Source organism: Enterobacter cloacae complex sp. SHL018, from assembly GCF_049237905.1.
In the GTDB taxonomy this organism is placed as follows: domain Bacteria; phylum Pseudomonadota; class Gammaproteobacteria; order Enterobacterales; family Enterobacteriaceae; genus Enterobacter; species Enterobacter hormaechei_C.
On the sequence record NZ_JBMKJE010000001.1, the window covers coordinates 58,715 to 82,858 of the forward strand.

The 24,144-nt window shown below is 54.8% G+C and carries 23 protein-coding genes; 16 read left to right on the plus strand and 7 right to left on the minus strand.

Annotated features, from left to right (window positions below):
• The first annotated feature begins 434 nt into the window (after positions 1–434).
• Both ACOTY5_RS00300 and ACOTY5_RS00305 read left to right on the plus strand, forming a co-directional pair.
• A complete protein-coding gene (locus ACOTY5_RS00300; RefSeq protein WP_045142028.1) occupies positions 435–3,209 on the plus strand; it encodes an autotransporter outer membrane beta-barrel domain-containing protein in 2,775 nt (924 codons plus the stop codon).
• An 89-nt stretch (positions 3,210–3,298) separates the two neighbouring features.
• Positions 3,299–3,925 (plus strand): helix-turn-helix domain-containing protein, encoded by a 627-nt coding sequence (locus ACOTY5_RS00305; protein WP_015571320.1) that lies wholly within the window; start codon positions 3,299–3,301, stop codon positions 3,923–3,925.
• 2 nt (positions 3,926–3,927) lie between these two features.
• Here the strand turns inward: ACOTY5_RS00305 and ampH are convergent, their stop codons facing one another.
• Positions 3,928–5,088, minus strand: a complete 1,161-nt coding sequence (gene ampH / locus ACOTY5_RS00310; protein WP_045142029.1) for a D-alanyl-D-alanine-carboxypeptidase/endopeptidase AmpH — start codon at positions 5,086–5,088, stop codon at positions 3,928–3,930.
• A gap of 351 nt (positions 5,089–5,439) precedes the next feature.
• Here ampH and sbmA point away from each other — a divergent pair, with 351 nt between their 5' ends.
• Together sbmA and ACOTY5_RS00320 are read left to right on the plus strand one after the other, a co-directional pair.
• Positions 5,440–6,660: a peptide antibiotic transporter SbmA gene (gene sbmA / locus ACOTY5_RS00315; protein WP_003859162.1), complete on the plus strand. Its 1,221-nt coding sequence runs from the start codon at positions 5,440–5,442 to the stop codon at positions 6,658–6,660.
• Between the two features lie 12 nt (positions 6,661–6,672).
• On the plus strand, positions 6,673–7,770 hold the full coding sequence (locus tag ACOTY5_RS00320; RefSeq protein ID WP_045142030.1) for a DUF1615 domain-containing protein: 1,098 nt from the start codon (positions 6,673–6,675) through the stop codon (positions 7,768–7,770).
• Here the strand turns inward: ACOTY5_RS00320 and ACOTY5_RS00325 are convergent, their stop codons facing one another.
• Positions 7,771–8,073, minus strand: coding sequence for a DUF2755 family protein (locus ACOTY5_RS00325; RefSeq protein WP_421631807.1), 303 nt, complete (start codon positions 8,071–8,073; stop codon positions 7,771–7,773). It lies immediately after the preceding gene.
• Positions 8,074–8,321: 248 nt separating this feature from the next.
• On the opposite strand from ACOTY5_RS00325, the gene ACOTY5_RS00330 reads away from it, so the two are divergent.
• Positions 8,322–8,543: a DUF2754 domain-containing protein gene (locus tag ACOTY5_RS00330; RefSeq protein ID WP_045142031.1), complete on the plus strand. Its 222-nt coding sequence runs from the start codon at positions 8,322–8,324 to the stop codon at positions 8,541–8,543.
• A gap of 3 nt (positions 8,544–8,546) precedes the next feature.
• Here ACOTY5_RS00330 and ddlA read toward each other — a convergent pair whose 3' ends face one another.
• Complete coding sequence (ddlA, locus tag ACOTY5_RS00335; protein WP_045142032.1) at positions 8,547–9,644, minus strand: D-alanine--D-alanine ligase; 1,098 nt, start codon at positions 9,642–9,644, stop codon at positions 8,547–8,549.
• A gap of 103 nt (positions 9,645–9,747) precedes the next feature.
• On the opposite strand from ddlA, the gene ACOTY5_RS00340 reads away from it, so the two are divergent.
• From ACOTY5_RS00340 to adrA, 5 genes are all read left to right on the plus strand, one after another.
• Positions 9,748–10,431 carry an extensin family protein gene (locus ACOTY5_RS00340; protein WP_045142033.1) on the plus strand — a complete coding sequence of 228 codons (684 nt, stop codon included), beginning with the start codon at positions 9,748–9,750 and terminating at the stop codon, positions 10,429–10,431.
• A 169-nt stretch (positions 10,432–10,600) separates the two neighbouring features.
• Positions 10,601–11,815, plus strand: a complete 1,215-nt coding sequence (locus tag ACOTY5_RS00345) for a multidrug efflux MFS transporter (protein WP_015571317.1) — start codon at positions 10,601–10,603, stop codon at positions 11,813–11,815.
• Between the two features lie 209 nt (positions 11,816–12,024).
• Entirely contained in the window at positions 12,025–12,285 is a 261-nt protein-coding gene (gene iraP, locus ACOTY5_RS00350; protein ID WP_003859148.1) for an anti-adapter protein IraP, read from the plus strand.
• 294 nt (positions 12,286–12,579) lie between these two features.
• Complete coding sequence (gene psiF, locus ACOTY5_RS00355; RefSeq protein ID WP_015571316.1) at positions 12,580–12,900, plus strand: phosphate starvation-inducible protein PsiF; 321 nt, start codon at positions 12,580–12,582, stop codon at positions 12,898–12,900.
• A 102-nt stretch (positions 12,901–13,002) separates the two neighbouring features.
• Positions 13,003–14,106, plus strand: coding sequence for a diguanylate cyclase AdrA (gene adrA / locus ACOTY5_RS00360; RefSeq protein WP_045142034.1), 1,104 nt, complete (start codon positions 13,003–13,005; stop codon positions 14,104–14,106).
• 16 nt (positions 14,107–14,122) lie between these two features.
• On the opposite strand, the gene proC is transcribed toward adrA, so the two are convergent.
• Positions 14,123–14,932: a pyrroline-5-carboxylate reductase gene (proC, locus tag ACOTY5_RS00365; protein ID WP_015571314.1), complete on the minus strand. Its 810-nt coding sequence runs from the start codon at positions 14,930–14,932 to the stop codon at positions 14,123–14,125.
• A gap of 97 nt (positions 14,933–15,029) precedes the next feature.
• Here proC and ACOTY5_RS00370 point away from each other — a divergent pair, with 97 nt between their 5' ends.
• The 5 genes from ACOTY5_RS00370 to ppnP all read left to right on the plus strand — a co-directional run bounded on the left by ACOTY5_RS00370 (position 15,030) and on the right by ppnP (position 17,666).
• The gene (locus tag ACOTY5_RS00370) at positions 15,030–15,488 is read left to right on the plus strand and encodes a YaiI/YqxD family protein (protein WP_045142035.1); all 459 of its coding nucleotides are present in this window, start codon (positions 15,030–15,032) and stop codon (positions 15,486–15,488) included.
• 144 nt (positions 15,489–15,632) lie between these two features.
• Complete coding sequence (gene aroL / locus ACOTY5_RS00375; RefSeq protein WP_017383154.1) at positions 15,633–16,157, plus strand: shikimate kinase AroL; 525 nt, start codon at positions 15,633–15,635, stop codon at positions 16,155–16,157.
• A 44-nt stretch (positions 16,158–16,201) separates the two neighbouring features.
• Entirely contained in the window at positions 16,202–16,393 is a 192-nt protein-coding gene (gene yaiA, locus ACOTY5_RS00380; protein ID WP_003859135.1) for a protein YaiA, read from the plus strand.
• 236 nt (positions 16,394–16,629) lie between these two features.
• Complete coding sequence (locus ACOTY5_RS00385; RefSeq protein WP_045142036.1) at positions 16,630–17,307, plus strand: AroM family protein; 678 nt, start codon at positions 16,630–16,632, stop codon at positions 17,305–17,307.
• Between the two features lie 71 nt (positions 17,308–17,378).
• Complete coding sequence (ppnP, locus tag ACOTY5_RS00390) at positions 17,379–17,666, plus strand: pyrimidine/purine nucleoside phosphorylase (RefSeq protein ID WP_003859131.1); 288 nt, start codon at positions 17,379–17,381, stop codon at positions 17,664–17,666.
• Between the two features lie 47 nt (positions 17,667–17,713).
• On the opposite strand, the gene rdgC is transcribed toward ppnP, so the two are convergent.
• Positions 17,714–18,628: a recombination-associated protein RdgC gene (gene rdgC / locus ACOTY5_RS00395; protein ID WP_006809928.1), complete on the minus strand. Its 915-nt coding sequence runs from the start codon at positions 18,626–18,628 to the stop codon at positions 17,714–17,716.
• 123 nt (positions 18,629–18,751) lie between these two features.
• On the opposite strand from rdgC, the gene mak reads away from it, so the two are divergent.
• A complete protein-coding gene (gene mak, locus ACOTY5_RS00400; protein ID WP_017383156.1) occupies positions 18,752–19,657 on the plus strand; it encodes a fructokinase in 906 nt (301 codons plus the stop codon).
• Positions 19,658–19,740: 83 nt separating this feature from the next.
• On the opposite strand, the gene sbcC is transcribed toward mak, so the two are convergent.
• Both sbcC and sbcD read right to left on the minus strand, forming a co-directional pair.
• Positions 19,741–22,872 carry an exonuclease subunit SbcC gene (sbcC, locus tag ACOTY5_RS00405; protein ID WP_045142037.1) on the minus strand — a complete coding sequence of 1,044 codons (3,132 nt, stop codon included), beginning with the start codon at positions 22,870–22,872 and terminating at the stop codon, positions 19,741–19,743.
• Positions 22,869–24,074 carry an exonuclease subunit SbcD gene (gene sbcD / locus ACOTY5_RS00410; protein ID WP_017694432.1) on the minus strand — a complete coding sequence of 402 codons (1,206 nt, stop codon included), beginning with the start codon at positions 24,072–24,074 and terminating at the stop codon, positions 22,869–22,871. The genes sbcC and sbcD overlap by 4 nt, the downstream gene beginning before the upstream one ends.
• Positions 24,075–24,144: the final 70 nt, after the last annotated feature.

The following is a 24,144-nucleotide window of genomic DNA, read 5'->3' on the forward strand; positions in this document are numbered from 1 at the left end:
GGAACAAAGAGGTATAGTGTACCTGAAAGCAGGGAGCGGTGTTTTACTAAAGTTGTCTTTTAGATTTTTGAAATCGACTAATATTCGCTGTATGTATTTTGTCTATATTATAAAGCTTATTCTGGTGTTCAGTGTGATATGTAATATTGGTGAGGTTTCTATATTGGTTCGGGATTATAAATATTAATGATTTATTGCTTTTTATTATATGTGCCAAAGCAACTAAAGTGGTTTGCAATCAGTTGAATTTATAATATTTATTCATAATGATTGATGTTGTCCTGGGTTTATAAGCCTATTTGTCTGAATACGGACTTAATGGAATCATTCATTGAACCTTTTCGAAGTGAAACTGCATAATTCCTTCCGCAATTTAATGTTGCTAAATGATTTGATGGACAAACTTGCTTACGTCCCTGAGGAGGGATGACCCAATGCAAACATGGAAAAAGAAACTGGTTGTATCACAACTTGCATTAGCCTGCACACTGGCTATCGCTTCTCAGGCCAATGCGAAAGATATATCCGGCACAACATATAATACTTTTGGCTATGACAATACCGCGTCCACGCCCTGGTATTATGGTTATGCTGACTGGGATTATTCAGATGCCACACATGATGGTGACATTTATCCAGTCATCAATAAATCAACCGTAAACGGAGTTATTTCGACATACTATCTGGATGATGGTGTCAATGGCCGTGCGAACGCGTTGAGTATTTCTAACAGCACCATTAACGGCATGATCACGTCAGAGTGTATGACCACGACGTGTGCAGATGGTGTGGATACTGACGGTACCACTCATACCCAGTATGATCGTTTTAGCCTGACTGTTGATAACTCCACCATCAACGATACCTACGAGCATTACGCCTATGATGTCGTCAATGGTGAAACCACTGAAACGCATTATCTGGACACCTATGGTCTGGGTAACGCGATCACGCTGGACGTTGAATCTGATATCGTTATTCAGAACAACTCCCATATCGCGGGCATCACGCTGACGCAGGGTTATCAGGAGCTGGATAACACGCCATACGACGGTGTTGAAGGGGTTGCTAACAGCAGCAATATCTTTACCGATACGCTGGTGGTGAAAGATTCTGTGCTGACCTCTGGTGCGTACAGCGATCTGGGTACCAATGGCTTCTACGGTCAAACGGCGAAGCCGAGCGACTACGGTGAAACCAACGCCACGGCTGCGGATGATGCGGCGCTGATCGTTGTTGCTGGCGCGTCTGATAACGCTATGCAGACCACCGCTACCTTCGATCACTCTACCATTACCGGCGACATCCTTTTCGCCAGCACCTTTGATAACAACTTCTACGAGAATGGCGATCCGGCAACGGATACCACCGATGACGGCGTCTATAACCCAACTACCAACGGCTGGGATGATACCGACAAGCTGGATGTCACGCTGACCAACGGCAGTAAATGGGTGGGTGCCGCGCAGTCCAGCGTTGAAGCCATCGGCACGGCGCAGATGTATGGTGAAGGCTACAGCGATGTAGACTGGCACACGCTTTCTCCAAACAGCATCTGGCCTGATTCTACCTTTGACAGCAACGGTCATGTTGCAGGTGAAGAAGTTTATCAGAGCGGCCTGTTCAACGTGGCGCTGGATAACGGTTCCGAGTGGGATACCCGTAAGATCTCCAACATCGACGCGCTGACGGTGAACAACCAGTCTCAGGTCAATGTTGAAAACTCCGGCCTGCTGGCAGATTCCATCACCCTGACCAATGCGTCTAGCCTGAATATTGGCGACAGCGGTGGTGTGGCTACCGACAGCCTGTATCTGGATAGCTACAGCCGTGCTGCACTCACTGAAGAGACAGCTGAGCTGTATGCCAACACCATTACCGTGGACAACGGTGCAGAGCTGGCGCTGGGTCTGGGTCAGGTTGATACGCACAATATGGTGCTGACCGATGGCGGTGTGCTTAACGTTGCCAGCCGTGATTATGTGCTGAACAGCGACCTGAACAACGCACGCTATATCACCAACGATCGCTCTAAAGCGGATTACGACTATGGTGTTGTCGCGCTGAACTCTGACGGCCATCTGGCGGTGAACGGTGACGTTGCCGGTAACTATAAAGTGCGCATCGACGATGCGACCGGCGCAGGCTCCGTAGCTGACTACGAAAACAAAGAGATCGTTCGCGTCTATGACAATAACGCGGATACCGCTGCCAGCTTTACTGCGGCAAACAAAGCTGATTTAGGTGCATACACCTATCAGGCGCAGCAGAAGGGCGACACCGTTGTTCTCCAGCAGGAAGAGCTGACTGACTACGCCAACATGGCGCTGAGCATTCCTTCTGCTAATACCAACATCTGGAATCTGCAACAGGATACCGTGGGTACCCGTCTGACCAACAGCCGTCATGGCCTGGCAGATAACGGCGGCGCATGGGTGAGCTATTTCGGCGGCAACTTTGACGCGGATAATGGCACCGTTAGCTACGATCAGGACGTAAGCGGCATTATGGTAGGTCTGGATACTCAGATCGACGGTAATAACGCGAAGTGGATTGTCGGTGGTGCGGCTGGTTTCGCGAAGGGTGATATCAGCGATCGTACTGGTCAGGTCGATCAGGACAGCCAGACTGCGATGATCTACGCGTCGGCGAAGTTCATGAACGACATCTTCCTCGACAGCTCCCTGAGCTACACCCGCTTCAACAACGACCTCTCTGCTACCATGAGCAACGGTCAGTATGTTGACGGTAATACCACGACTGACGCCGTTGGTTTCGGGATGAAACTGGGCTATGACTGGAAACCAAACCTGTCTGGCTACGTCACGCCTTACGCGGCGATCTCTGGCCTGTTCCAGTCCGGTGATGACTACCAGCTAAGCAACGACATGCGTATCGATGGTCAGTCTTACGACAGTATGCGTTATGAACTCGGCGTGGATGCAGGTTATACCTTCAACTACGGCGGCGAGCAGGCATTAACGCCTTACTTCAAACTGGCTTACGTGTATGACGATGCCGACAACAATGCTGATATCAACAATGACAGCATTGATAACGGCGTGGAAGGCTCTGCGGTTCGCGTGGGACTGGGCACTCAGTTCAGCTTCACGAAAAACTTCAGTGCTTACACTGATGCGACTTATCTGGGCGGCGGCGACGTTGACCAGAACTGGGGAGCAAACCTGGGTGTGAAATACACCTGGTAATATAGAAAGCGCGGGGGATTTTTCCCCCGCTTTTTTATGTGTTTTAAAAATTATAAAGAACCGACATATACAGATGACTTGAGGTATGCATGAACGTTAATGCGAAGCCACTTTCTGAATTAAGCCGGCTCATAAAGTGTCTGGAAGTCGCCGGTACCCCATTTAAGATCGAACCACAACAATTAATAACTACCGGCAATAATGATGATGAACCATTGACCGTTGTCATACAATCCGGCCTGACGGCCGTCCACCGTAAATCAGACGAATTACTTATGGGTATTGCGCGGGCACCGTATATCCACGGTTTAAGCGCATGGATAAATGAAAACTATCTTGAATATTCTTTGATGGCACAGACGCCTTGTACCGGATTTTATTTACCGGCATCTGACGCGTACCAGCTTATTCAGGACGCGCAACTTTGGCAAGAGGCTTTCTGCTGGCTGTCATGGCTTAACCATTTATTGGGAAAACGTGACATGCAATTGGTCGGAAATAATTCCTATAGCCAAATCCGGGCGATGCTGATCAATATGGCCGAGTGGGATGACACGCTACGTTCAAAAATTGGTGTTATGAATCATATTCAGCGTAGCACTCGTATTTCTCGTTCGGTCGTTGCTGAGGTTCTGGCGGCGCTGCGACAGGGGAACTACATCAATATGAGCCGGGGCAAACTGATCAGTATCAACCGTTTGCCCACGGACTATTGAGATCAGTTAGAGGCCGTAAGCACCTGCGCTTTATTGGCACTCAGCTCGGCCACCAGATTATTTACGCCATCACTCATATTCACGAAGCGTGTATTTGGCGACCGGGTGACCACCACAAAAGCGCCTACGTTTGATTGCGGAATCATCGCCATGTAGGTGATGAACCCGCCACCTCCACCGGTTTTTTGAATAATCCCCGGTCGGCCATCTTTTGGCGCCATATACACCCAGCCCATGCCGAGGGCATCGGCTTTACCTGGAACATCCATGCCAATGACGCGTCGTAGCTGAGTACGCTGGTAGATGAGCGTCTGCATTCGGTCGGCCTGATTGCTACGCGCGTAAAAATCCGATGAGAGGAACTGTTGCATCCAGCGCATCATGTCGCCAGGCGTAGAGTAAACGCCACCGCTGCCAATGGCGGCCAGCGTGTTATTGCACGGGCTGGCCCCTTTTTCCGCCACCATCAGACGCTTGCACTGGTCCGGGGAAGGGGTGTACGTGGTATCTTTCATCCCGAGCGGACGCGTGATCTGCTCTTCAAACAGTTGAGGGTAAGGTTTACCCGACGCCGTCGCTAAAGCGTCGGCCAGCAGATCAAACGCCAGGTTAGAATAGCCGGCCTGCGAGCCCGGGGCCGATTTCAGGGTTGCTGTGCTCAGGTAGTTCCAGCGTTGCTCGCGGGTTGGCCAGACAAAGACAGGGCGATGCGCAGCGCCACCGGGCTGTTCTCGCGGCAGGGCGCTGGTATGGGTCGCAAGATTCACCAGTCTGATCGGCGTTCCCTGATATGTCGGAACGCGAGCGCCGGGCGGTGCATATTTGCTGAGTGGATCGTCGAGTTTCACCACGCCCTGATCGAGCAGTTTCACCAGCATTTCGCTGGTCATCAGCTTGGTTATCGATGCGACACGGATAACGGAATCCAGCTGCGGACGAACGTTATTTCCCGGTCGTGTTTCACCGAAGCTGCGAAACACCCGCTGGTTACCGTCGATCACGACCAGCGCCATTCCCGTCGCACCGCTGCCGTAATAAATAAGGTTCGCGTAGCGATCGGCAATGTCAGAGGCCAGAACCGGGGCCGTCAGAGGCTGTGCTGCCTGGGCGGTGGACAGGCTCACCGCACACAGCGCGGCGATAGAGAGCAGACAACGTTTCAACGAAAAGCATCCATCAAGTGAATAAGGAAAGTTACGGGTAGTTATACTACTAATCGGCGTCGGGCAATGGCCCGATTTGCATAACGATAGCGAGAAAAACGTAACCGTGGGTAAATTTGAACAATTTACTTGCGGCGTGGCTCCCATTTTGTGACATCGACCGTATGATAGACGCTACGATCGCTGTTGCGAATGAAACGCACCGAAACAATTCCTGAAAACTGTGAAGCGAACTAATAATTCACCCGCAGGTCTCACTTTTTTGCCTGAGCCGGGAGGCTGGCACAGGCAAGGTTTCGTGTGGCGATATGTTGAACACAGCAACAGCCATAACAACAAGAAGGAAGCACAATGTTTAAGTCTTTTTTCCCAAAGCCGGGGCCCTTTTTCCTGTCGGCATTTATTTGGGCACTGCTGGCTGTCATTTTCTGGCAGGCCGGTGGCGGCGCGTGGCTGACCCGTCTTACGGGGGCAACGGGCGATATTCCCATTAGCGCAGCGCGCTTCTGGTCCATGAGCTATCTGCTTTTCTACGCTTATTACGTGCTCTGCGTAGGGCTTTTTGCCATGTTCTGGTTTGTCTATTCTCCTCACCGCTGGCAATACTGGTCGATTCTCGGCACGTCGTTAATCATCTTTGTCACCTGGTTCCTGGTGGAAGTGGGCGTAGCGGTCAACGCCTGGTATGCGCCATTTTACGATCTGATCCAGACGGCGCTGAGTTCGCCGCATAAAGTGACCATTAACCAGTTCTACCATGAGGTGGGGATCTTCCTCGGCATCGCCCTTATCGCCGTGGTGATTGGCGTGATGAATAACTTTTTCGTCAGCCACTATGTGTTCCGCTGGCGTACCGCGATGAACGAACACTATATGGCACACTGGCAGCACCTGCGGCATATCGAAGGTGCCGCACAGCGTGTGCAGGAAGACACCATGCGTTTTGCCTCTACTCTGGAAGATATGGGCGTGAGCTTTATCAACGCCATCATGACGCTGATCGCCTTCCTGCCGGTGCTGGTGACGCTCTCGTCGCACGTTCCGGAGCTGCCGATTGTCGGCCATCTGCCATACGGCCTGGTGATTGCTGCGATTGTCTGGTCGCTGATGGGAACGGGGCTGCTGGCGGTGGTGGGGATCAAGCTGCCGGGGCTGGAGTTTAAAAACCAGCGCGTGGAAGCGGCCTACCGTAAAGAACTGGTGTATGGCGAAGACGATGCCAACCGTGCGTCACCGCCTACCGTGCGTGAGCTGTTTGGCGCCGTACGTCGTAACTATTTCCGCCTCTATTTCCATTACATGTATTTCAATATCGCGCGCATTCTTTATCTTCAGGTTGATAACGTTTTCGGGTTGTTCCTGCTGTTCCCGTCCATCGTTGCGGGTACGATTACGCTCGGTCTGATGACCCAAATCACCAACGTCTTTGGTCAGGTTCGCGGTTCGTTCCAGTATCTGATCAGCTCCTGGACTACGCTGGTGGAGCTGATGTCCATCTACAAACGTTTACGCAGTTTCGAGCGTGAGCTGGACGATAAGGACGTGCAGGAAGTCACCCATACATTAGGTTAAAAAGGAATTGCTATGCCATTTGCCGTACCACGTGCATTACCGCTGACGTTACTCGCCGCTTTCGTGCTGGCGGGCTGTGCCGAAAAAGGGGCTGCCCCGCTCAAAGAAGGGGAGAAGCCCGTTGATGTGGCGAGCGTGGTGCGGCAAAAAATGCCCGCCAGCGTGAAGGATCGCAGTGAGTGGGCTGATGCGCTGGCCGCGACCTTCAAAAGCCAGAAGATCACGCCTACCGAGGAGAATATCTGCTCGGTGCTCGCGGTGGCGCAGCAGGAATCGATGTATCAGTCAGATCCTGTAGTGCCTGGCCTGAACAAAATCGCCTGGAAGGAGATCGACCGCCGGGCCGAATCGATGCATATCCCGGTTTTCCTGGTGCATACCGCCCTTAAAATCACCTCGCCAAACGGTAAAAGCTACAGTGAACGGCTGGATACGGTGAAAACCGAGAAACAGCTTAGCGCCATTTTCGATGATTTCATCAATATGGTGCCGATGGGGCAGAAGCTGTTTGGCTCGCTAAATCCGGTGCATACCGGCGGTCCGATGCAGGTCAGTATCGCATTTGCGGAAAAGCATACCGACGGCTATCCGTGGGATATCGACGGTACGGTACGTCAGGAGGTCTTCTCCCTGCGCGGTGGGCTGTGGTTTGGGACGTATCACCTGCTGAATTATCCGGCCAACTACGATAAACCGCTGTATCGCTTTGCCGACTTTAACGCGGGCTGGTATGCCAGCCGAAATGCAGCCTTCCAGAATGCGGTAAGCCGCGCCAGCGGTGTGAAGCTCGCTTTGGACGGCGATCTCATTGCTTACGGCAGCAGTGAGGCCGGGACCACCGAACGTGCGGTGCGAAAACTCTCGACGAAGCTGGAGATGAGCAACAGCGACATTCGCCGACAGCTGGAGAAGGGCGACAGCCTGGCGTTTGAGAAAACGGATCTGTATAAGCAGGTCTTTGCGCTGGCCGAGAAGAAAAGTGGAAAGGCTTTACCCAGAGCCATTCTGCCAGGCATTCAGCTGGAAAGCCCGAAGATCACGCGGAACCTGACGACCGCCTGGTTCGCGAAACGCGTTGACGATCGTCGGGCACGCTGTATGGGACTGTAATCAGTGGCGGTTGCGCCAGCGCAGGACAAGGGCAATCACGCCCAGAACCATGCTGCCCGCGAGGAAGGGAATGAGTCCAAATACGGTGCTCACGCCTAAAGCGATTTCAACGCGCGGGCGGCCTGTATCCTGCACCTGCATCAGATGCTCATACACGCCAGGGGCATGCACCAGCATATTCAGCAGTTGGGTTCCTGCCCAGAAACAAAACAGAACAAACAGGGCATAGGCAATGTTCCCCGCCGTGGAGGTTTTTGGTTGTTTTCCGCCAAAAATCGGTTTCGACAATGTAAAGTCTGCCATAAGACCTCCCGAAAATATCACTCTGTTTTAATACGCGTCGTACAGGGTGAGTGTGACAGGTCATAGCATTTGTCAATATCAGAATCGTGGGAAATTCGGCTCAGGATTTCTCCTGGATTGTCGATTTCTGCATCACGTCACAAATTGATAACATAAGTGAAACTGCGCCGCATTTCAGAATTTACGTATCCGCCACAGACGCCTTTATCAAACTGTGAGAGGATAGTTTTTTTTCTGCCGGAGTTGTCATGAAGCTCACTTCCAAATTACGCCGTGACTGGCATTACTACGCCTTTGCGATCGGGCTGATCTTTATTCTCAACGGTGTTGTCGGGCTGCTGGGATTTGAAGCGAAAGGCTGGCAAACCTATGCGGTTGGGCTGGTAACCTGGGTAATCAGTTTCTGGCTGGCGGGATTTATTATCCGCCGTCGTCCCAATGAGACGACGACGGCAGAGAAAGCTGACTAAGCGTTAGTTAACGGAACTTTTCAGGGCGCTGTCAGCGGCGTGGCGCTCCAGTGCCAGTTCAATCAGGCGGGTGATCAGTTCCGGATAGCTTATCCCGCTGGCCTGCCACAGCTTCGGGTACATGCTGATATTGGTAAAGCCCGGCAGAGTGTTGATTTCGTTAATCACCACCTCGTTATCCGGCGTCAGAAACACGTCGACGCGCGCCATCCCACAGCATCCCAGCGCCTGATAGGCTTCAACGGCGATCGCCCGGATCTTGTCGTTAACGTCAGGATCGAGCGCGGCGGGAACCACAACCTGGGCACCTTTGTCGTCAATATATTTGGTGTCGTAGGAATAGAAGTCACTGTTCAGTACCACTTCACCACAGGTACTCGCCTGCGGGAAGTCGTTGCCCAGTACGGCGCACTCAATTTCACGACCGTTAATTCCCTGCTCAACCACCACCTTATGGTCAAATTCAAAGGCCAGACGAACGGCATCGTTAAACTGCGCTTCGCTGGTGACTTTGCTGACGCCGACGGACGAGCCCTGATTCGCCGGTTTCACAAACAGCGGCAGGCCGAGTTGCGCCTTGATCTGCGCGAAGCTGTGTTTATCGCGGTTGGCGCGAGTGAGCGTCACGAACGGCGCAATATTCAGACCGGCGTCGCGCAGGAGACGTTTTGTGACGTCTTTATCCATGCAGGCGGCAGAGCCCAGCACATCGGAACCGACAAACGGCAGGTTTGCCATCCGCAACATGCCTTGCAGAGAGCCGTCTTCGCCCAGCGTGCCGTGAACGATAGGGAACACTACGTCAATCTGTGCCAGCGCCTGCGCGTTCCCGGCATCGATAAGCTGTCCCTGTTCCACGCCTGGAACCGTTGCGACGCTGACATCAGAAGGATTAAGGGCAATGTGCGCCGGATCGTCAGCGTGTAACAGATACTGGCTGGCATCGTTAACATGCCACTGGCCCTGTTTATCAATGCCCAGCAGCACCACGTCAAAACGGCTTTTATCAATCGCATCAACGATATTTTTAGCCGATTGCAATGACACCTCGTGCTCTGCCGATTTTCCCCCAAAGACAATACCTACGCGCTGCTTTGCCATCTCACTCTCTTCCAGTCTGACGAAAAGCCCATAACATACCACGATGCCCGGCGGGTTTCGCGGCCTTCTGCCATAATGTTTTGGGGATGCTGAAGGGGGGCGCGTGAAAGGAAAAGGTCTGCTTATTCTTATTGTTATTGCCGGGATCGCCACGGTGGGCTACCGCTGGTTGCCGCCGTATTACAATCCTTTCGTGCCGCTTACGCTTGACGATCCGCCCGGAAAAATAACCCAGTTTAAACTTCGACGTTTAACACCGCAGGCATGCGAAAGCCTGTTAGCGCAGGCGAATCAACGCCAGCTTATCCGTACCCAGGCTGTCGCTGACAGCGCCGGTGAGTGTCCGCTGAGTAACGTGGTGCGCGTGCGCGATTTTGGCCCGGTGAGCCTGAACAGCAGCTTTCTGGCCAGTTGTCCGCTGGCGTTAAGTTCTGCGCTGTTTGTCAGCCAGCAGGCCCGACCGCTCACCAAAACCTGGACCGGAAGCGAGCTTACGCGTATTGAACATCTGGGCAGCTTCGCCTGCCGCAATATCTACAGCCGCCCGGATGCGCGGCGCAGCGAACATGCCACGGCGGATGCGCTGGATATCAGCGCTTTCAGGCTGGCAAATGGACAGCGCGTTCCCGTCCTGAACGGCTGGAAAGCGGAAAAGACGCAGCCCTGGCTACAGGCCCTGCTCTCGGCAAGCTGTGGCTATTACGGTAACGGTCTGGGGCCGGACTATAATGCCGCCCATGCCAACCATTTCCATCTGGGGATGCGCGGCTATGGATTATGTCGATGAAGCATAATCTTCCGCCAAAAATTGGATAAATTGTGACTTATTTCACAAATATGATGACTGGGAAGATAAAACACCAAAGTCTGCAAGGCCGCATCTCTGGCGCTATGTCATTGCGCGTAACTTGCTAATCTGTCGGCGAATTCGCCTAAAAATGAAGACTATTTCTGTTATGGAATCCTGGAAAGTTAATCTCATTTCAGTCTGGTTCGGCTGCTTCTTCACCGGACTGGCTATCAGCCAGATATTGCCCTTCCTGCCGCTGTATGTGTCGCAGCTGGGAGTGACTTCCCATGAAGCGCTCTCGATGTGGTCCGGCCTGACGTTCAGCGTGACGTTTCTGGTCTCCGCCATTGTGTCGCCGATGTGGGGCAGCCTGGCGGATCGCAAGGGGCGCAAGTTGATGCTGCTCCGCGCCTCGCTGGGGATGGCGATAGCCATTTTGCTCCAGGCCTTCGCCACCAACGTCTGGCAGCTGTTTATTCTGCGGGCGATAATGGGGCTGACCTCCGGTTACATTCCGAATGCCATGGCGCTGGTGGCCTCACAGGTACCGCGTGAGCGAAGCGGCTGGGCGCTCAGCACGCTTTCCACGGCCCAGATCAGCGGGGTCATTGGCGGCCCGCTGCTCGGCGGCTTCCTGGCGGACCATGTCGGGCTGCGTGCGGTCTTTATCATTACCGCGATCCTGCTAACGATCAGCTTTCTGGTCACCCTTTTTCTGATTAAAGAGGGCGGGCGGCCTGTTGTCAGTAAATCCGAACGCCTGAGCGGAAAAGCGGTTTTCGCCTCGCTGCCTTATCCTGGCCTGATGATTAGCCTCTTTGTGACGACGATGGTGATCCAGCTCTGTAACGGTTCGGTAGGGCCGATTCTGGCGCTGTTTATCAAGTCGATGGCGCCGGACAGCAGCAACATTGCTTTTCTGAGCGGGATGATTGCCGCGGTGCCGGGCGTGTCGGCGCTGATGTCTGCTCCGCGTCTGGGGAAACTGGGCGACAGGATCGGTACGGCACGTATTCTGATGGCAACGCTCATCATTGCGGTGATCCTTTTCTTTGCCATGTCATTCGTCACCACACCTCTTCAGCTCGGCATCCTGCGCTTCCTGCTTGGCTTCGCAGATGGCGCCATGCTGCCCGCTGTTCAGACGCTGCTGGTGAAATATTCCAGTGACCAGGTAACCGGCCGCATTTTTGGCTACAACCAGTCGTTCATGTATTTAGGCAACGTAGCGGGCCCGCTTATCGGCGCCTCGGTCTCGGCGATGGCGGGTTTCCGCTGGGTATTTGCCGCGACGGCGGTGGTGGTCCTGCTGAATATTATTCAACTGGCCTTTGCCTTGCGACGCCGCAGGCGAATCGCTGAGGCAAAGTCGGCCCGGTAAACACGATAATATATTATTTATTCTTATGAACGCCGCATTTTTTATATAACGAAATGCGGCGCCTTTCTTTCAGGAAAACGTTTCGCTTTCGCGCTGAAATATCTTTTTTGGCAGCGATGTCACTTTTGCATAAGATAAAGCTAATCCATGCTTTTCATTATTCAGAGAGGGTGTTAATTTCAGGGGAAATCACATAAGGAAATAGCACCATGAAAAATCTCATTGCTGAGTTGTTGGTTAAGCTTGCCCAAAAGGAAGAAGAGTCGAAAGAGCTGGTTGCCCAGGTCGAGGCGCTGGAAATCGTTGTGACGGCGCTGCTGCGACAGATGGCAAAACCGGAGCAGGAGGCGTTGATCGACAACGTTGAAGGTGCGCTGGAAAAAGCGCGTCCTGATTCCCAGGTGCCTGCGGAAGATGCGGAGCTGCTTCAGCAATACGTAAAGAAGCTTTTAAGGCATCCTCGCAGCTAACCTGCCTGAGGTGAAATGACGTGTCACAGAATTGTCATGCAGGATGCCTGGCGTCGCTCTGTTTTTATTTTTACACATTTATGCAGGGAAAATTAAATTGAGACAGAGCACACCTTTCACCGCATAATTTCTGTTATTAATTACCGCCTCCCACCCGGCGAAACCGGTTAATGAATATTGTTCCGATACAGGGCTGAAATAACCGCAGAGCCCGGCGAAAATCAGAGTCGCAGGGTGGTTTTTTTCCCGTAACGAGCCAGACTTAACGTGGAACTTCACATAAAGGATGGTGCAATGAAAACAACAATACTGGTTACCCTGCTCTCTGGCCTGTGTCTGATCGCCTCAGCACACGCGGAAGAGAAAACGTTAACGCCCCAGCAGCAGCGCATGACGACCTGTAACCAACAGGCGACATCGCAAAGCCTGAAAGGGGATGCCCGTAAAACGTACATGAGCGACTGCCTTAAAAATGGTGCGGCTAAACCCGGTGAAAAAAGCCTGACCCCACAGCAGCAAAAAATGCGTGAGTGCAACGCCCAGGCGACACAGCAGATGCTGAAAGGCGACGATCGCAGCAAGTTTATGAGCGCGTGCCTCAAAAAACAGGCGTAGTGCTAACGGGTGAGTCACGGCTGTGGCTCACCCAAAATTTCATACTTTCCCCGCTACCCCCCTCTCTATAATTTGGGAAAATGTTTCAGAATATTCCCAAAAATGATGAATGATGAGTTTTATGACAATCACGAGAACATTCGGGAAGCGTGGCACCAGCAGCTTTCTCAGGATGATTCATACCGTTCCGGTCTGCGATTTGCCCGGCGAATACGGCTGGCACGCATCGTTGGTCTGGCGGCGCTATTTGTTCCGCTTGCCAGCGTCCTGGTGAGCCAGTTTCTTTCCGGCGTCTGGTGGTTATTGCTGGTGGGCTGGGTCTTTGTCTGGCCCCATCTGGCCTGGCAGCTGGCTTTTCGTTCGGCTGAACCCCACATCAGTGAAATTGTTAATCTGAAAATCGATGCCATTATTGCCGGTGTCTGGATGGGGCTAACAGGGTTCAATGCGCTACCAACAGCGGCGCTGATCGTGATGATCGGCATGAATATGATGGGATCGGGGGGATGTCGGTTATTTCTGACAGGACTGGCGCTGCTTGCCCTGTCTGCCTTGCTCACCGTGCAATCCACGGGTACTCCTGTGGTATTGACCTCTGAACCGCTGGCGTTGTGGCTGACGCTCCCCGTGCTGGTGGTCTACCCCATACTGTTTGCCTGGCTCAGCCACCGCACGGCGATCCGTCTGGCAGAGCATAAGCGTCGGCTTGAGCTGATGAGTACCCGCGACGGAATGACCGGCGTATTCAATCGCCGTCACTGGGAAACGCTGCTGCGTAACGAATTTGAGGCCTGCCGTCGAAGCCATCGACAGGCGACGATACTGCTCATCGATATCGATCACTTCAAGACGATCAACGACACCTGGGGGCATGACGTGGGGGATGAAGCGATTGTCGCCATCACGCGCCAGCTTCAGCTGACCCTGCGCTCAGGCGATTATATTGGCCGTTTTGGCGGGGATGAGTTCGCGGTGATCATGTCCGGCACGCCTGCCGACAGCGCGATTGCTGCGATGTCGCGCGTCCACGAACGGCTGGTCAACATGCCGCTGCACGGAGCACCTATGGCGAGGTTGTGTATCAGCGTTGGGGTTGCCCCCTGGGGGGCGCAGTTCACCCACTATCGTGAATGGCTAAAGGCGGCGGACGTGGCCCTCTATAAAGCCAAAAATGCCGGACGGGGCCGCACCGAAGTGGCCGCCTGACGCCCGGCGTAGCGCATCAGGACTTACTGAGCTTCTCTGATTTTTCCATGCATTTTTCCATCGCCTCGATCACGGCGGAGCGGAACCCGCGATCTTCCAGCACGCGCACGGCTTCAATGGTTGTGCCCCCCGGTGAGCACACCATATCTTTCAGTTCGCCCGGATGTTTACCCGTTTCCAGCACCATTTTGGCCGAACCCATCACCGCCTGCGCTGCAAATTTGTAGGCCTGCGCGCGCGGCATTCCACCCAGTACGGCGGCATCGGCCATGGCTTCGATAAACATAAAGACATACGCCGGGGCAGAGCCGCTCACGCCGACTACCGGGTGGATCATCGGTTCGGCAATCACTTCCGCTTCGCCGAAGCAGCGGAAAATATTCAGTACATCCGCCACGTCTTCAGATGTGACCAGCGCGTTCGGGGTAACGGATGTCATACCGGCATTCACCAGCGACGGGGTGTTTGGCATGGCGCGAACAATCTTACGGTCGTGGCCCAGCGCGCGGGCGAGCTGATCGAGGGTCACGCCTGCGGCAATCGATACCACCAGGGTCTCTTTGTTAAGGCTGGAGGTGATCTCGCTCAGGACTTTAATCATGATATTCGGCTTAACGGCGCCAAAGACAATATCCGCCACCTGAGCCACGTCCTGTGCGCTTTCGGCAGCGTTGACACCATACTCATCACGCAGCGCCGCGACTTTATCCGGGGATGGGGTATAGACCCAAATCTGCCCCGGCAGCACCTGCCCGCTGGCAATCAGTCCGCCGAGGATAGCTTTGCCCATATTTCCGCAGCCGATAAACCCGATTTTCTTATCCATCACGTCTCTCCGTTATTATGCGTTGTTATCTCTCATTGATAGCTTAACAACGAAATGCAGGCGACAATAGTCACCAGAATCATAATGGGGAGAGACTATGGCGATTTGGGTTGATGCGGACGCGTGTCCGAATGTCATCAAAGAGATTTTATTTCGTGCTGCCGAGCGCGTGCAGATGCCGCTGACGCTGGTGGCGAACCAGAATATCCGCGTGCCGCCCTCCAGATACATCCGTTCTCTGCGCGTTCCGTCCGGGTTTGACGTGGCGGATAACGAGATAGTACGCCTGTGTGACGCAGGAGATCTGGTGATCACCGCGGATATCCCGCTGGCTGCCGATGTACTGGCGAAAGGGGCGGCGGCGCTGAACCCGCGCGGAGAACGCTATTCGCCGGCAACGATCCGGGAGAAGCTCACCATGCGTGATTTTATGGATACGCTTCGTTCCAGCGGCGTGCAAACCGGTGGGCCGGACAGCCTGTCGCAGCGCGATCGCCAGCAGTTTGCCGCCGAGCTGGATAAATGGCTGCTGGAAGTGAAGCGCCGCCCGGCGTAGCCCACCTCCGGGCGGTTTTGTGGTACAGTGTGGCTTCCACAGGCTTGTCATTCCGTACCGCTTTGCAGTAAAGTTAGCGCAACATCTACTGCAATCATTTCTTTACAGCCTTCAGTTATCCGGCAGCAAGGGGAACACCTGGTTATGAACCCACCCATCTTTTTAGTTGGCCCTCGCGGCTGTGGGAAAACCACCGTTGGTCTGGAGCTGGCGCGTCTGTGCCAGAGTCAGTTTGTCGATACTGACCACTGGCTCCAGGAGAATGCCGGTAAGACCATCGCCGATATCGTTGAAGATGAGGGTTGGGAGAGCTTTCGTGCGCGTGAAACGGCCACGCTGGAAGCGGTGACCGCGCCGTCAACTGTGATTGCGACCGGTGGGGGCATTATTCTGGCGCCGTATAACCGCCAGTTTATGCGCGAAAAGGGTGTCGTGATCTACCTCTGTGCCCCGGTTTCTACGCTGGTGGGGCGGCTGGAGGCGTTTCCGGAAGAGGGACAGCGCCCGGCGCTGACCGCGAAACCGCTGAGTGAAGAGGTCAGCGACGTCCTCGCCGAACGCGATGCACTGTACCGCGAGGCGGCACACCACGTTGTGGATGCGTCAGCGTCACCCGAGAAAGTTGCGATTCAGATTATTACCGCCCTGCGTTTGGCTTGCGCCAGCTAACAGCCGTCTATACTCATAGCTCAGACATAAAAAAAGGATGAGCTATGCCAACCAGACCTCCCTATCCACGTGAAGCCCGCATCGTTACCGTTGAAAAAGGTAACGGCGATCAGACCGTAACCTGGTACCAGCTGCGTGCCGATCACCCTAAACCTGATTCGCTGATCAGCGAACATGAAACCGAACAGGAAGCGCTGGATGCGAAACGGCGCTATGAGGATCCTGAGAAGTCCTGACAGGAATCCGAATTCGTTACAACCGTGCCTGAATCACACTTTTAACATATCGCTGATGTTAAGCAGCAGTTAATATTTAGTTATTACAGGTGGATTCGGAAAGGCCAGTCGATCTTTACATTACGGTGTAGAGATCCCCTGCTACCCTTGGTGCTGTTTTGCTGAAAAAATGAACAGTGCAGCGTAGTGAGCCTGTACCTGTGTGGCAGTTGTGGTAGTAACGGAAGGCGATCAAAATGAAGGCGACGTTGGCGATCCTCACGATTGGTGTGGTGCCTGTAAGCGAAGTATTACCGCTCTTAACCGAGCATGTCTCTGAACAACAAATTACGCATCTTAGTCTGTTAGGGAAGCTGAGTCGGGAAGAGGTCATGGAAGACTACGCGGTCGGAGAGGGGGAAGATCCCCTGGCAACGTTACTCAGTGACGGTAAACTGGCGTATGTGTCGCGCCAGAAAATCGAACGCGCGCTACAGGGCGTGATCGAAGTGCTCGACAATCAGGACTATGACGTTATTTTGCTGATGAGCACGGCACCCGTTAAAGGCCTCAGCGCGCGTAATGCCATTCTGCTCGAACCGATGCGGATTATCCCCCCGCTGGTGGCCTCAATTGTTGATGGTCATCAGGTTGGGGTCATCGTTCCCGTTGAGGAACTGCTGGATAACCAGACGGTGAAGTGGGCCGCGCTGGAGCACACCCCGCTGTACGCGCTGGCAAACCCGTTCTGGGACAGCGAAGCGAAGCTGATTGCGGCCGGGCAGGAGTTGATCGACAGAGGGGCGGATGTCCTGATGCTCGACTGCCTGGGCTTCCATCAGCGGCATCGTGATTTACTGCAAAAGGCGCTGGATGTTCCGGTGCTGCTCTCTAACGTCCTGATGGCGCGCCTGGCGTCAGAATTACTGGTGTAATGATTTTGCGTGACAGGTCATGAGCATGGCCCCTATAGTGGATTTTTCTCAATAAATATAAGGGCCAGTTCATGCTTCAAAGTAACGAATACTTTTCCGGTAAAGTGAAATCCATTGGTTTTACCAGCAGCAGCACTGGCCGCGCCAGTGTCGGCGTAATGGCGGAAGGGGAATATACCTTTGGCACCGCAGAAGCGGAAGAGATGACGGTGGTCAGCGGCGCGCTGAACGTCCTGCTGCCGGGTGAAACGGAGTGGAAAGTCTATAGTGCCGGGCAGGTCTTCAACGTGCCGGGCCACAGCGAGTTCCATTTACAGGTTGCAGAGCCAACCTCTTATCTGTGCCGCTATCTGAAATAAAAGCATGCCGGGTGGCGCATTCGCTTACCCGGCCTGCGTTTTGCCTGTCAGCGCTGCGCTTCGCCGCCGAGACCTTCCACCAGGTTCTGAATCAGCGCCGCCAGCTCGCCGGTCATCAGGATAAAGTCTGCGTCAAAGCGCTGAGCATAATCTTCGCGGTCGATATCTTCGTTCTGATCGCGCAGTTCATCGCAGAACTTAAGGCGCTTCACGGAGCCGTCATCACACATCACAAACTGAATGCGCTGCTGCCAGTCGAGTGCCAGTTTGGTCACCACTTTGCCCGCTTCAATGTGCACGGCGATTTCGTCGCTCACCAGATCCTGTTTCTTCGCGCGGATCACGCCGCCATCTTCCAGCAGCGCTTTCAGCTCTGCTTCATCAAGGATCTGGAAGCCCTGCGCGGCAGTCCCGCTGCGCACCCACTCGGTCAGGGTCAGCTCAATCGGCGTTTCCAGCGCCAGCGGTACCACCGGTAATGAGCCAAGGCTCTTACGCAGCAGCGCCAGCGTATCTTCCGCTTTTTTGGCGCTGGCGCAGTCCACCATGATCAGCCCGTTAACAGTGTCGATCCACATCATGGTCTGGCTAAAGCGGCTAAAAGCGCGCGGCAGCAGCGAGTGCAGCACTTCATCCTTCAGCGAATCTTTTTCGGTTTTTTTAAGCTTACGGCCCTGTTCAGCTTCCAGCTTGAAGATTTTCGCTTCGAGCGCCTGCTTAACCACGGGCGTCGGCAGGATCTTCTCTTCTTTACGGGCGCAAACGATGATTTGCCCCGTGCTGCTGGCGTGGGTCAGCGCATCGCTTTGAGAACCCATTGGCGGAACCCAGCCGGTTTTTGCCATATCCTGGCTACCGCAAGGGGTAAAGGAGTAAGCGGCTAACTGTTTTTCCATCTCTTCTGCACGCAGCGAAACGTCGCGGCTGAGACGGTAAACCATCAAATTTTTGAACCACAGCATGATAATTTCCACGGCCTTGTCGTTAAATCAGCGGGCATGATAACGAATTGTCGCATCGCTTGCATTGCTAATCGGGAAGCGGGCTTCTACTCTGTTGATAATCAAAATAATGAGGAGTGTCTTGTGCGTATTGGGATTGATTTGGGCGGCACCAAAACAGAAGTTATTGCGCTGAGCGAGCAGGGGGAGCAACTGTTTCGCCACCGTCTGCCTACGCCGCGCGATGATTATCACCAGACCATAGAGACGATTGCCCGCCTGGTCGATATGGCAGAGCAGGCAACGGGCGAGACGGGCACGGTCGGGATGGGGATCCCCGGCTCCATTTCGCCGTATACCGGCGTGGTGAAAAACGCCAACTCCACCTGGCTCAACGGTCAGCCGTTTGATAAAGACTTAAGCCAACGCCTGAACCGGGAGGTGCGTCTGGCGAATGACGCTAACTGCCTTGCGGTCTCTGAGGCCGTGGATGGCGCAGCGGCTGGCGCGCAGACCGTATTTGCGGTCATTATCGGCACCGGCTGCGGGGCGGGCGTGGCCCTCGGTGGGCGCTCGCATATTGGCGGCAACGGCACCGCGGGCGAGTGGGGGCACAATCCGTTGCCGTGGATGGATGAAGATGAACTCAAATACCGCGCCGAAGTACCGTGCTACTGTGGCAAGCAGGGCTGTATTGAGACCTTTATTTCCGGCACGGGGTTTGCCACCGATTATCATCGTCTGAGCGGTCAGCCGCTGAAAGGTAACGAGATTATGCGTCTGGTTGAGGAGCAGGATCCGGTGGCTGAACTGGCGCTCAGCCGCTACGAAATGCGGCTGGCTAAGTCACTGGCGCATGTGATTAATATTCTTGATCCCGACGTGATTGTACTGGGCGGAGGCATGAGCAACGTCGACCGGCTGTACGCCACGGTGCCAACGCTGGTGAAACAGTGGGTATTTGGCGGCGAGTGCGAAACGCCGATCCGCAAAGCCGTCCACGGAGATTCCAGCGGAGTGCGCGGCGCGGCGTGGCTCTGGCCGGAATAAACGCAAAACCGTTTTTGATGTTTGTGCCCTCTCCCCGTGGGAGAGGGCCAGGGTGAGGGCACCAGAGCGCATCATCCCCCCATTTACTGCACCGCAAACTCCCTGTCCAGCCTGCTATATCCCAGCCCGTTGATCTTCTTCACTTTGATCTGCACCGGAATGCGCTCTTTCATTGCCTCTACGTGGCTGATCACGCCAATGGTTTTCCCGGTGGCGTTCAGCGCGTCGAGCGCGTCCAGCGCGGTGTCCAGCGTTTCGCTGTCGAGCGTGCCGAATCCTTCATCCAGGAACAGCGAGTCAATGCGCGTTTTGTGACTGACCAGATCGGAAAGCGCTAAAGCCAGCGCCAGACTGACCAGGAAACTCTCCCCGCCGGAAAGGGTACGGGTATCGCGTACCGCATCGGCCTGCCAGGTATCGACCACTTCCAGCTCCAGCGCGTCGCTGGCTTTACGCTGAAGCAGATAGCGGCCATGCAGACGGTTGAGCTGCTGGTTGGCAAGCCACACCAGATTATCCAGCGTCAGCCCCTGGGCGAATTTACGGAATTTATCGCCGGTGCTGGAGCCTATCAGCGCGTTGAGATAGCCCCAGTCGTCGGCCTGACGCGCCGCCTCCTCAATCTGCTGCATAAGCGCCTGCTGGTGCAGACGGTTATCGGCGTCCTGTTTGAGCTGCTGGCGGATCTCCCCCTGATGCGTGGTGTTGTTCCGAAGCTGTTGCGCCAGCTGGTGTAACTGCGCCTGAAGCGTTGCGGCATCGGTTTCCAGCCCCTCGGGGCGCTGTGCCTGATGCGCCTGAAGCTGCATGCTTGCCTGCACCGAAAGCGCCGTGGCCTGCTGGAGCTGGTTTTCCAGCGTCTGCTTTTGTTGTTCAAGCTGGCGGATCGACGTTTCATCCAGCAGGGCGGAGAGAAATGCGTCCCGATCGGCAAAGCAGCTCGCGGTCAGCGCGGCGTTGAACTGAGCCTGTGATTGCTGGAGCCGTTCACGCTCAAGCGTCTCCTGTTGCTGTAGGGTGGTGAGCTGACTTTGCAGCGACACGCATTCGTCGTGGATGCCGCGCCAGTTCTCAGGGATAACCGCGTCGGCTTCTGCATCATTGGTAACCGGCAGCGTCTCCAGAATGGGCATCAGGGCGTTAATACCTTCCTGAATCGTACCGTGCTGGGCCTGTTTTTCCTGCCACAGGGTATATTCGCTTTCGCGCGCGCTCAGCCAGGCGCTTTCAGCCCCTTCATCGGGCACGCTAAGCGACAGCGATTGTAACGAGGCCGCCAGCGCCTGACGCGTCGCCGTCAGCTGCTGCTGGTACTGGCGCGCCTGACCTTCCTGTTCATTGAGCTGGTTTTGCAGCGTCAGACGCTGGCTGAGCTGATACAGTTGGCGTTCATACTTTTCCTGTTCGCTCATCCAGGGGGCAATATCATCCTGAATATTCAGCGCTATGTTCAGGGAGGCGCAGACCTCCAGCCACTCTTTAGTGAGTGCTTGCTCTTCCTCAGAGAGAGCCTGTGCTTCCTCTGTCTCGCGCTGGATCTGCTGGGTCAGCGCATTCACCTGCGCGAGCACCAGCAATCCTTCCTCTTTTAGCGCAGCAACCTCTTTCTCCAGCGCGTCGCGGCGGCGCTGATTGTCAGTCAGTTCAAGCGCCTGATACTGCACAACTGCCGGATGTTCGCGTGAACCGCAGAGCGGGCAAGGCTTACCCGCTTCGAGCTGTGCACGATAGTTCTCAAGATCCTTGATTGTCGCCTCACGCTCACAGAGCGCTTTCAGGTCGGCATAGTGCTGATTTTTCTCTTTGAACTGCTGACGCCGCAGGATCAGCGTTTCATTGAGCTTAGCCTGCTCAGCCTGCGCTTTCTGCACGCTTTCCGCATTCTGGCGCAGCCGTTTTTGCAGCGGCTGAAAGCGAGCGTGAAGCGCTGTCAGACGCTGGCGGAGCGCCCGCGACTGTGCCTGTTGCTCCATTGCCGTCGCGAGATCCTCAGCCGTCAGCGTCAACGTACTTTCAGGCATCTCAGCCAGCTTCTGACGAAGCTCAGCCATGCGCGCTGACTGGGCAACAAGCTGATTTTTATCGCGACCCAGTTGCGTAAAATGCGCCCGCCAGCCGGCAATTTCCTGCCCCCACTGACGGAAACGATCGTGTTCGGTCAGCCACTGCGTCAGTACCTTGTGCTCTGTCTGCAACTGTTCACGGTTGCGCAGTGCACCGTTGCGAATACGCGAGCGCTGCACCGCTCTGTCGAGTAAGCGAGTATTTACTTCAACAATTCGCTCTGTTGTCTGCGCCAGGCGGGTGGTCTGCTCCTGCTGATACTCCCATAGCGGACGTAGCTGGGCGGCGGGCTGCGCCAGCTTGAGCTTCGCCAGTTGGGGCGCGGCGTCCGTCAGAGCCTGTTGCGCCTGCTGCTGCGAAGCGGCTGCACGCTGCTGCTCACGTATCAGTTCGTCGTTACGCGTAAGCCACTGAAAATCTTTCTGTTGGCTTTGCTGCTGTGCCAGCAGGACTTTTTCTTCGTCAGTAAGTGCCTGCAAACTTTGCTGCAAGTGCTGCTGCTGTTCCTCGCTCAGCAGCACAACCCCTGCGGCCTGCGCTTCGCACATCTCCAGCGCGTTACGTGCCGCTTTGTGTTTTTCAAAAACCATGGCGGAAATCTGGCCGTAAATTTCCGTGCCGGTCAGTTCTTCCAACAGCTCTGCGCGATCGCTCGGTTTAGCATTCAGGAAGGCGGCAAACTGCCCCTGAGAGAGCAACATCGAACGGGTAAAGCGACCATAGTCCAGCCCGGTAAGCGTGGCGGTTTGTTCCAGCTTATCCGTGACTTTGTCGGCCAGAATTTTGCCGTCTTCGCAGCGGGCCAGCTCAACGCGCGGTGCCTGTAAGTTCCCGTCCGGCTGGTTGCGGGCGCGGTTCTGGCTCCAGAAAGCGCGATAAGCAACGCCTTTGACCTCAAATTCTACTTCCGCCAGGCATTCGGCGGTATCGCGCGTCATCAGGTCGTTTTGCGCCTGAGAGACCTTATTAAGACGCGGCGTTTCGTGGTAAAGCGCCAGGCAGATGGCATCCAGCAGCGTGGTTTTACCCGCGCCGGTTGCGCCGGTGATGGCAAACAGCCCGTTGCTGGCGAACGGCTCCGCGGTGAAATCAATTTTCCACTCACCCTTTAGCGAATTCAGATTTTTCAGGCGCAGGCTCAGAATTTTCATGCGTTTTCGTCCTCGTCATGGAGGGAATGCAGGGTCTGGGCAAACAGCTCGTTAAGCCTGGTGCGTCTGGCCTCGTCCACCTCTTCATGCGCAAGCCGCCGCGCGAACACCTCTTCAACCCGAAGTTCGCTAAGCGTTTCACGCTGGGCGTTGAGCAGTATTTTCTCGCGCTGCTCGCGGCTGCGGCGTACCAGCAGCACCTCCACGGGAAGGTCTTCCGTCAGCGTCTGTATTTTACGCTGCATATCGTACAGGTAGTCGTCGGTGGTGATTTCGATATCGAGCCAGACGGGGGGATTAAGCGCTGCGCCGCGCCACTGCTCAAGCTGAGCGGTAATGGCGGCCAGATCGCCTTTCAGCACCGCCAGCGGCTGGGTGACCGGCACCTCAAGCGTCTCAACGGCGCTAAGTTTGCCTCCGGTGAAGCTCACCAGATGCACGGATTTGGCTTTGCCCGTTTCGTCAAAACTGAGCGAAATGGGCGAGCCGCAGTAGCGGATATGCTCGCAGCCGCCGATGATCTGCGCCCGGTGAATATGCCCGAGGGCAATGTAGTCGGCGGGGGGGAAGTTTTGCGCCGGAAACGCGTCCAGCGTACCGATATAGATCTCGCGCACCGCATCACTCTTACTGGCTCCGACGGTGGTGAGGTGTCCGGTGGCAATGATCGGAATGGCCTGATCGCCGCGCAGGGCGCAGGCTTCCGTATGTTGCTGGTGATAATAGCGGGTGATGGCCTGCAACAGATGCTGCTGTTTTTCGCTGCCGGACAGACCTGCCTGGCTTTGCACGATATCGCGCGGGCGTAAAAACGGAATTGGGCACAGCACTGCGCCCGGCGTGCCGTCGCGTTTTTTCAGGATCTGCGGCGCGTGTCCGGCGCTGGCCACCACGGTGGTATTGAGGAACGCCAGAATATCGCGGGATTCATTCAGCGTCGCCACCGAGTCATGGTTTCCGGCGACAATCACCAGGTGACAACCGGTTTGCTGGAGGTTGACCACAAAACGGTTGTACAGCTCACGCGCATAGCTCGGCGGCGATCCGGTATCAAAAATGTCGCCCGCCACAATAATCGCGTCCACCTCGTGAGCCTGAGCCGTCTCCAGCAGCCAGTTCAGGAACGCTTCATGTTCCGCGGCGCGGCTTTTGCTGTAAAAATTTTGACCCAGGTGCCAGTCTGAGGTGTGAAGTATGCGCATAAAAGATCCGTGGCAATAATAAGAAAGCAGGATTATAAACGTTCGGGGAACGGAAAATAACCGCTGTAAT

Bases quoted from the DNA above. Each gene is read 5' to 3' on its own strand.
- ACOTY5_RS00300 (WP_045142028.1), top strand. From the start codon at position 435: ATGCAAACATGGAAAAAGAAACTGGTTGTATCACAACTTGCATTAGCC.
- ACOTY5_RS00305 (WP_015571320.1), top strand. From the start codon at position 3,299: ATGAACGTTAATGCGAAGCCACTTTCTGAATTAAGCCGGCTCATAAAG.
- sbmA (WP_003859162.1), top strand. From the start codon at position 5,440: ATGTTTAAGTCTTTTTTCCCAAAGCCGGGGCCCTTTTTCCTGTCGGCA.
- ACOTY5_RS00320 (WP_045142030.1), top strand. From the start codon at position 6,673: ATGCCATTTGCCGTACCACGTGCATTACCGCTGACGTTACTCGCCGCT.
- ACOTY5_RS00325 (WP_421631807.1), bottom strand. From the start codon at position 8,073: ATGGCAGACTTTACATTGTCGAAACCGATTTTTGGCGGAAAACAACCA.
- ACOTY5_RS00330 (WP_045142031.1), top strand. From the start codon at position 8,322: ATGAAGCTCACTTCCAAATTACGCCGTGACTGGCATTACTACGCCTTT.
- ddlA (WP_045142032.1), bottom strand. From the start codon at position 9,644: ATGGCAAAGCAGCGCGTAGGTATTGTCTTTGGGGGAAAATCGGCAGAG.
- ACOTY5_RS00345 (WP_015571317.1), top strand. From the start codon at position 10,601: ATGGAATCCTGGAAAGTTAATCTCATTTCAGTCTGGTTCGGCTGCTTC.
- iraP (WP_003859148.1), top strand. From the start codon at position 12,025: ATGAAAAATCTCATTGCTGAGTTGTTGGTTAAGCTTGCCCAAAAGGAA.
- psiF (WP_015571316.1), top strand. From the start codon at position 12,580: ATGAAAACAACAATACTGGTTACCCTGCTCTCTGGCCTGTGTCTGATC.
- adrA (WP_045142034.1), top strand. From the start codon at position 13,003: ATGATGAATGATGAGTTTTATGACAATCACGAGAACATTCGGGAAGCG.
- proC (WP_015571314.1), bottom strand. From the start codon at position 14,932: ATGGATAAGAAAATCGGGTTTATCGGCTGCGGAAATATGGGCAAAGCT.
- ACOTY5_RS00370 (WP_045142035.1), top strand. From the start codon at position 15,030: ATGGCGATTTGGGTTGATGCGGACGCGTGTCCGAATGTCATCAAAGAG.
- aroL (WP_017383154.1), top strand. From the start codon at position 15,633: ATGAACCCACCCATCTTTTTAGTTGGCCCTCGCGGCTGTGGGAAAACC.
- yaiA (WP_003859135.1), top strand. From the start codon at position 16,202: ATGCCAACCAGACCTCCCTATCCACGTGAAGCCCGCATCGTTACCGTT.
- ACOTY5_RS00385 (WP_045142036.1), top strand. From the start codon at position 16,630: ATGAAGGCGACGTTGGCGATCCTCACGATTGGTGTGGTGCCTGTAAGC.
- ppnP (WP_003859131.1), top strand. From the start codon at position 17,379: ATGCTTCAAAGTAACGAATACTTTTCCGGTAAAGTGAAATCCATTGGT.
- rdgC (WP_006809928.1), bottom strand. From the start codon at position 18,628: ATGCTGTGGTTCAAAAATTTGATGGTTTACCGTCTCAGCCGCGACGTT.
- sbcC (WP_045142037.1), bottom strand. From the start codon at position 22,872: ATGAAAATTCTGAGCCTGCGCCTGAAAAATCTGAATTCGCTAAAGGGT.
- sbcD (WP_017694432.1), bottom strand. From the start codon at position 24,074: ATGCGCATACTTCACACCTCAGACTGGCACCTGGGTCAAAATTTTTAC.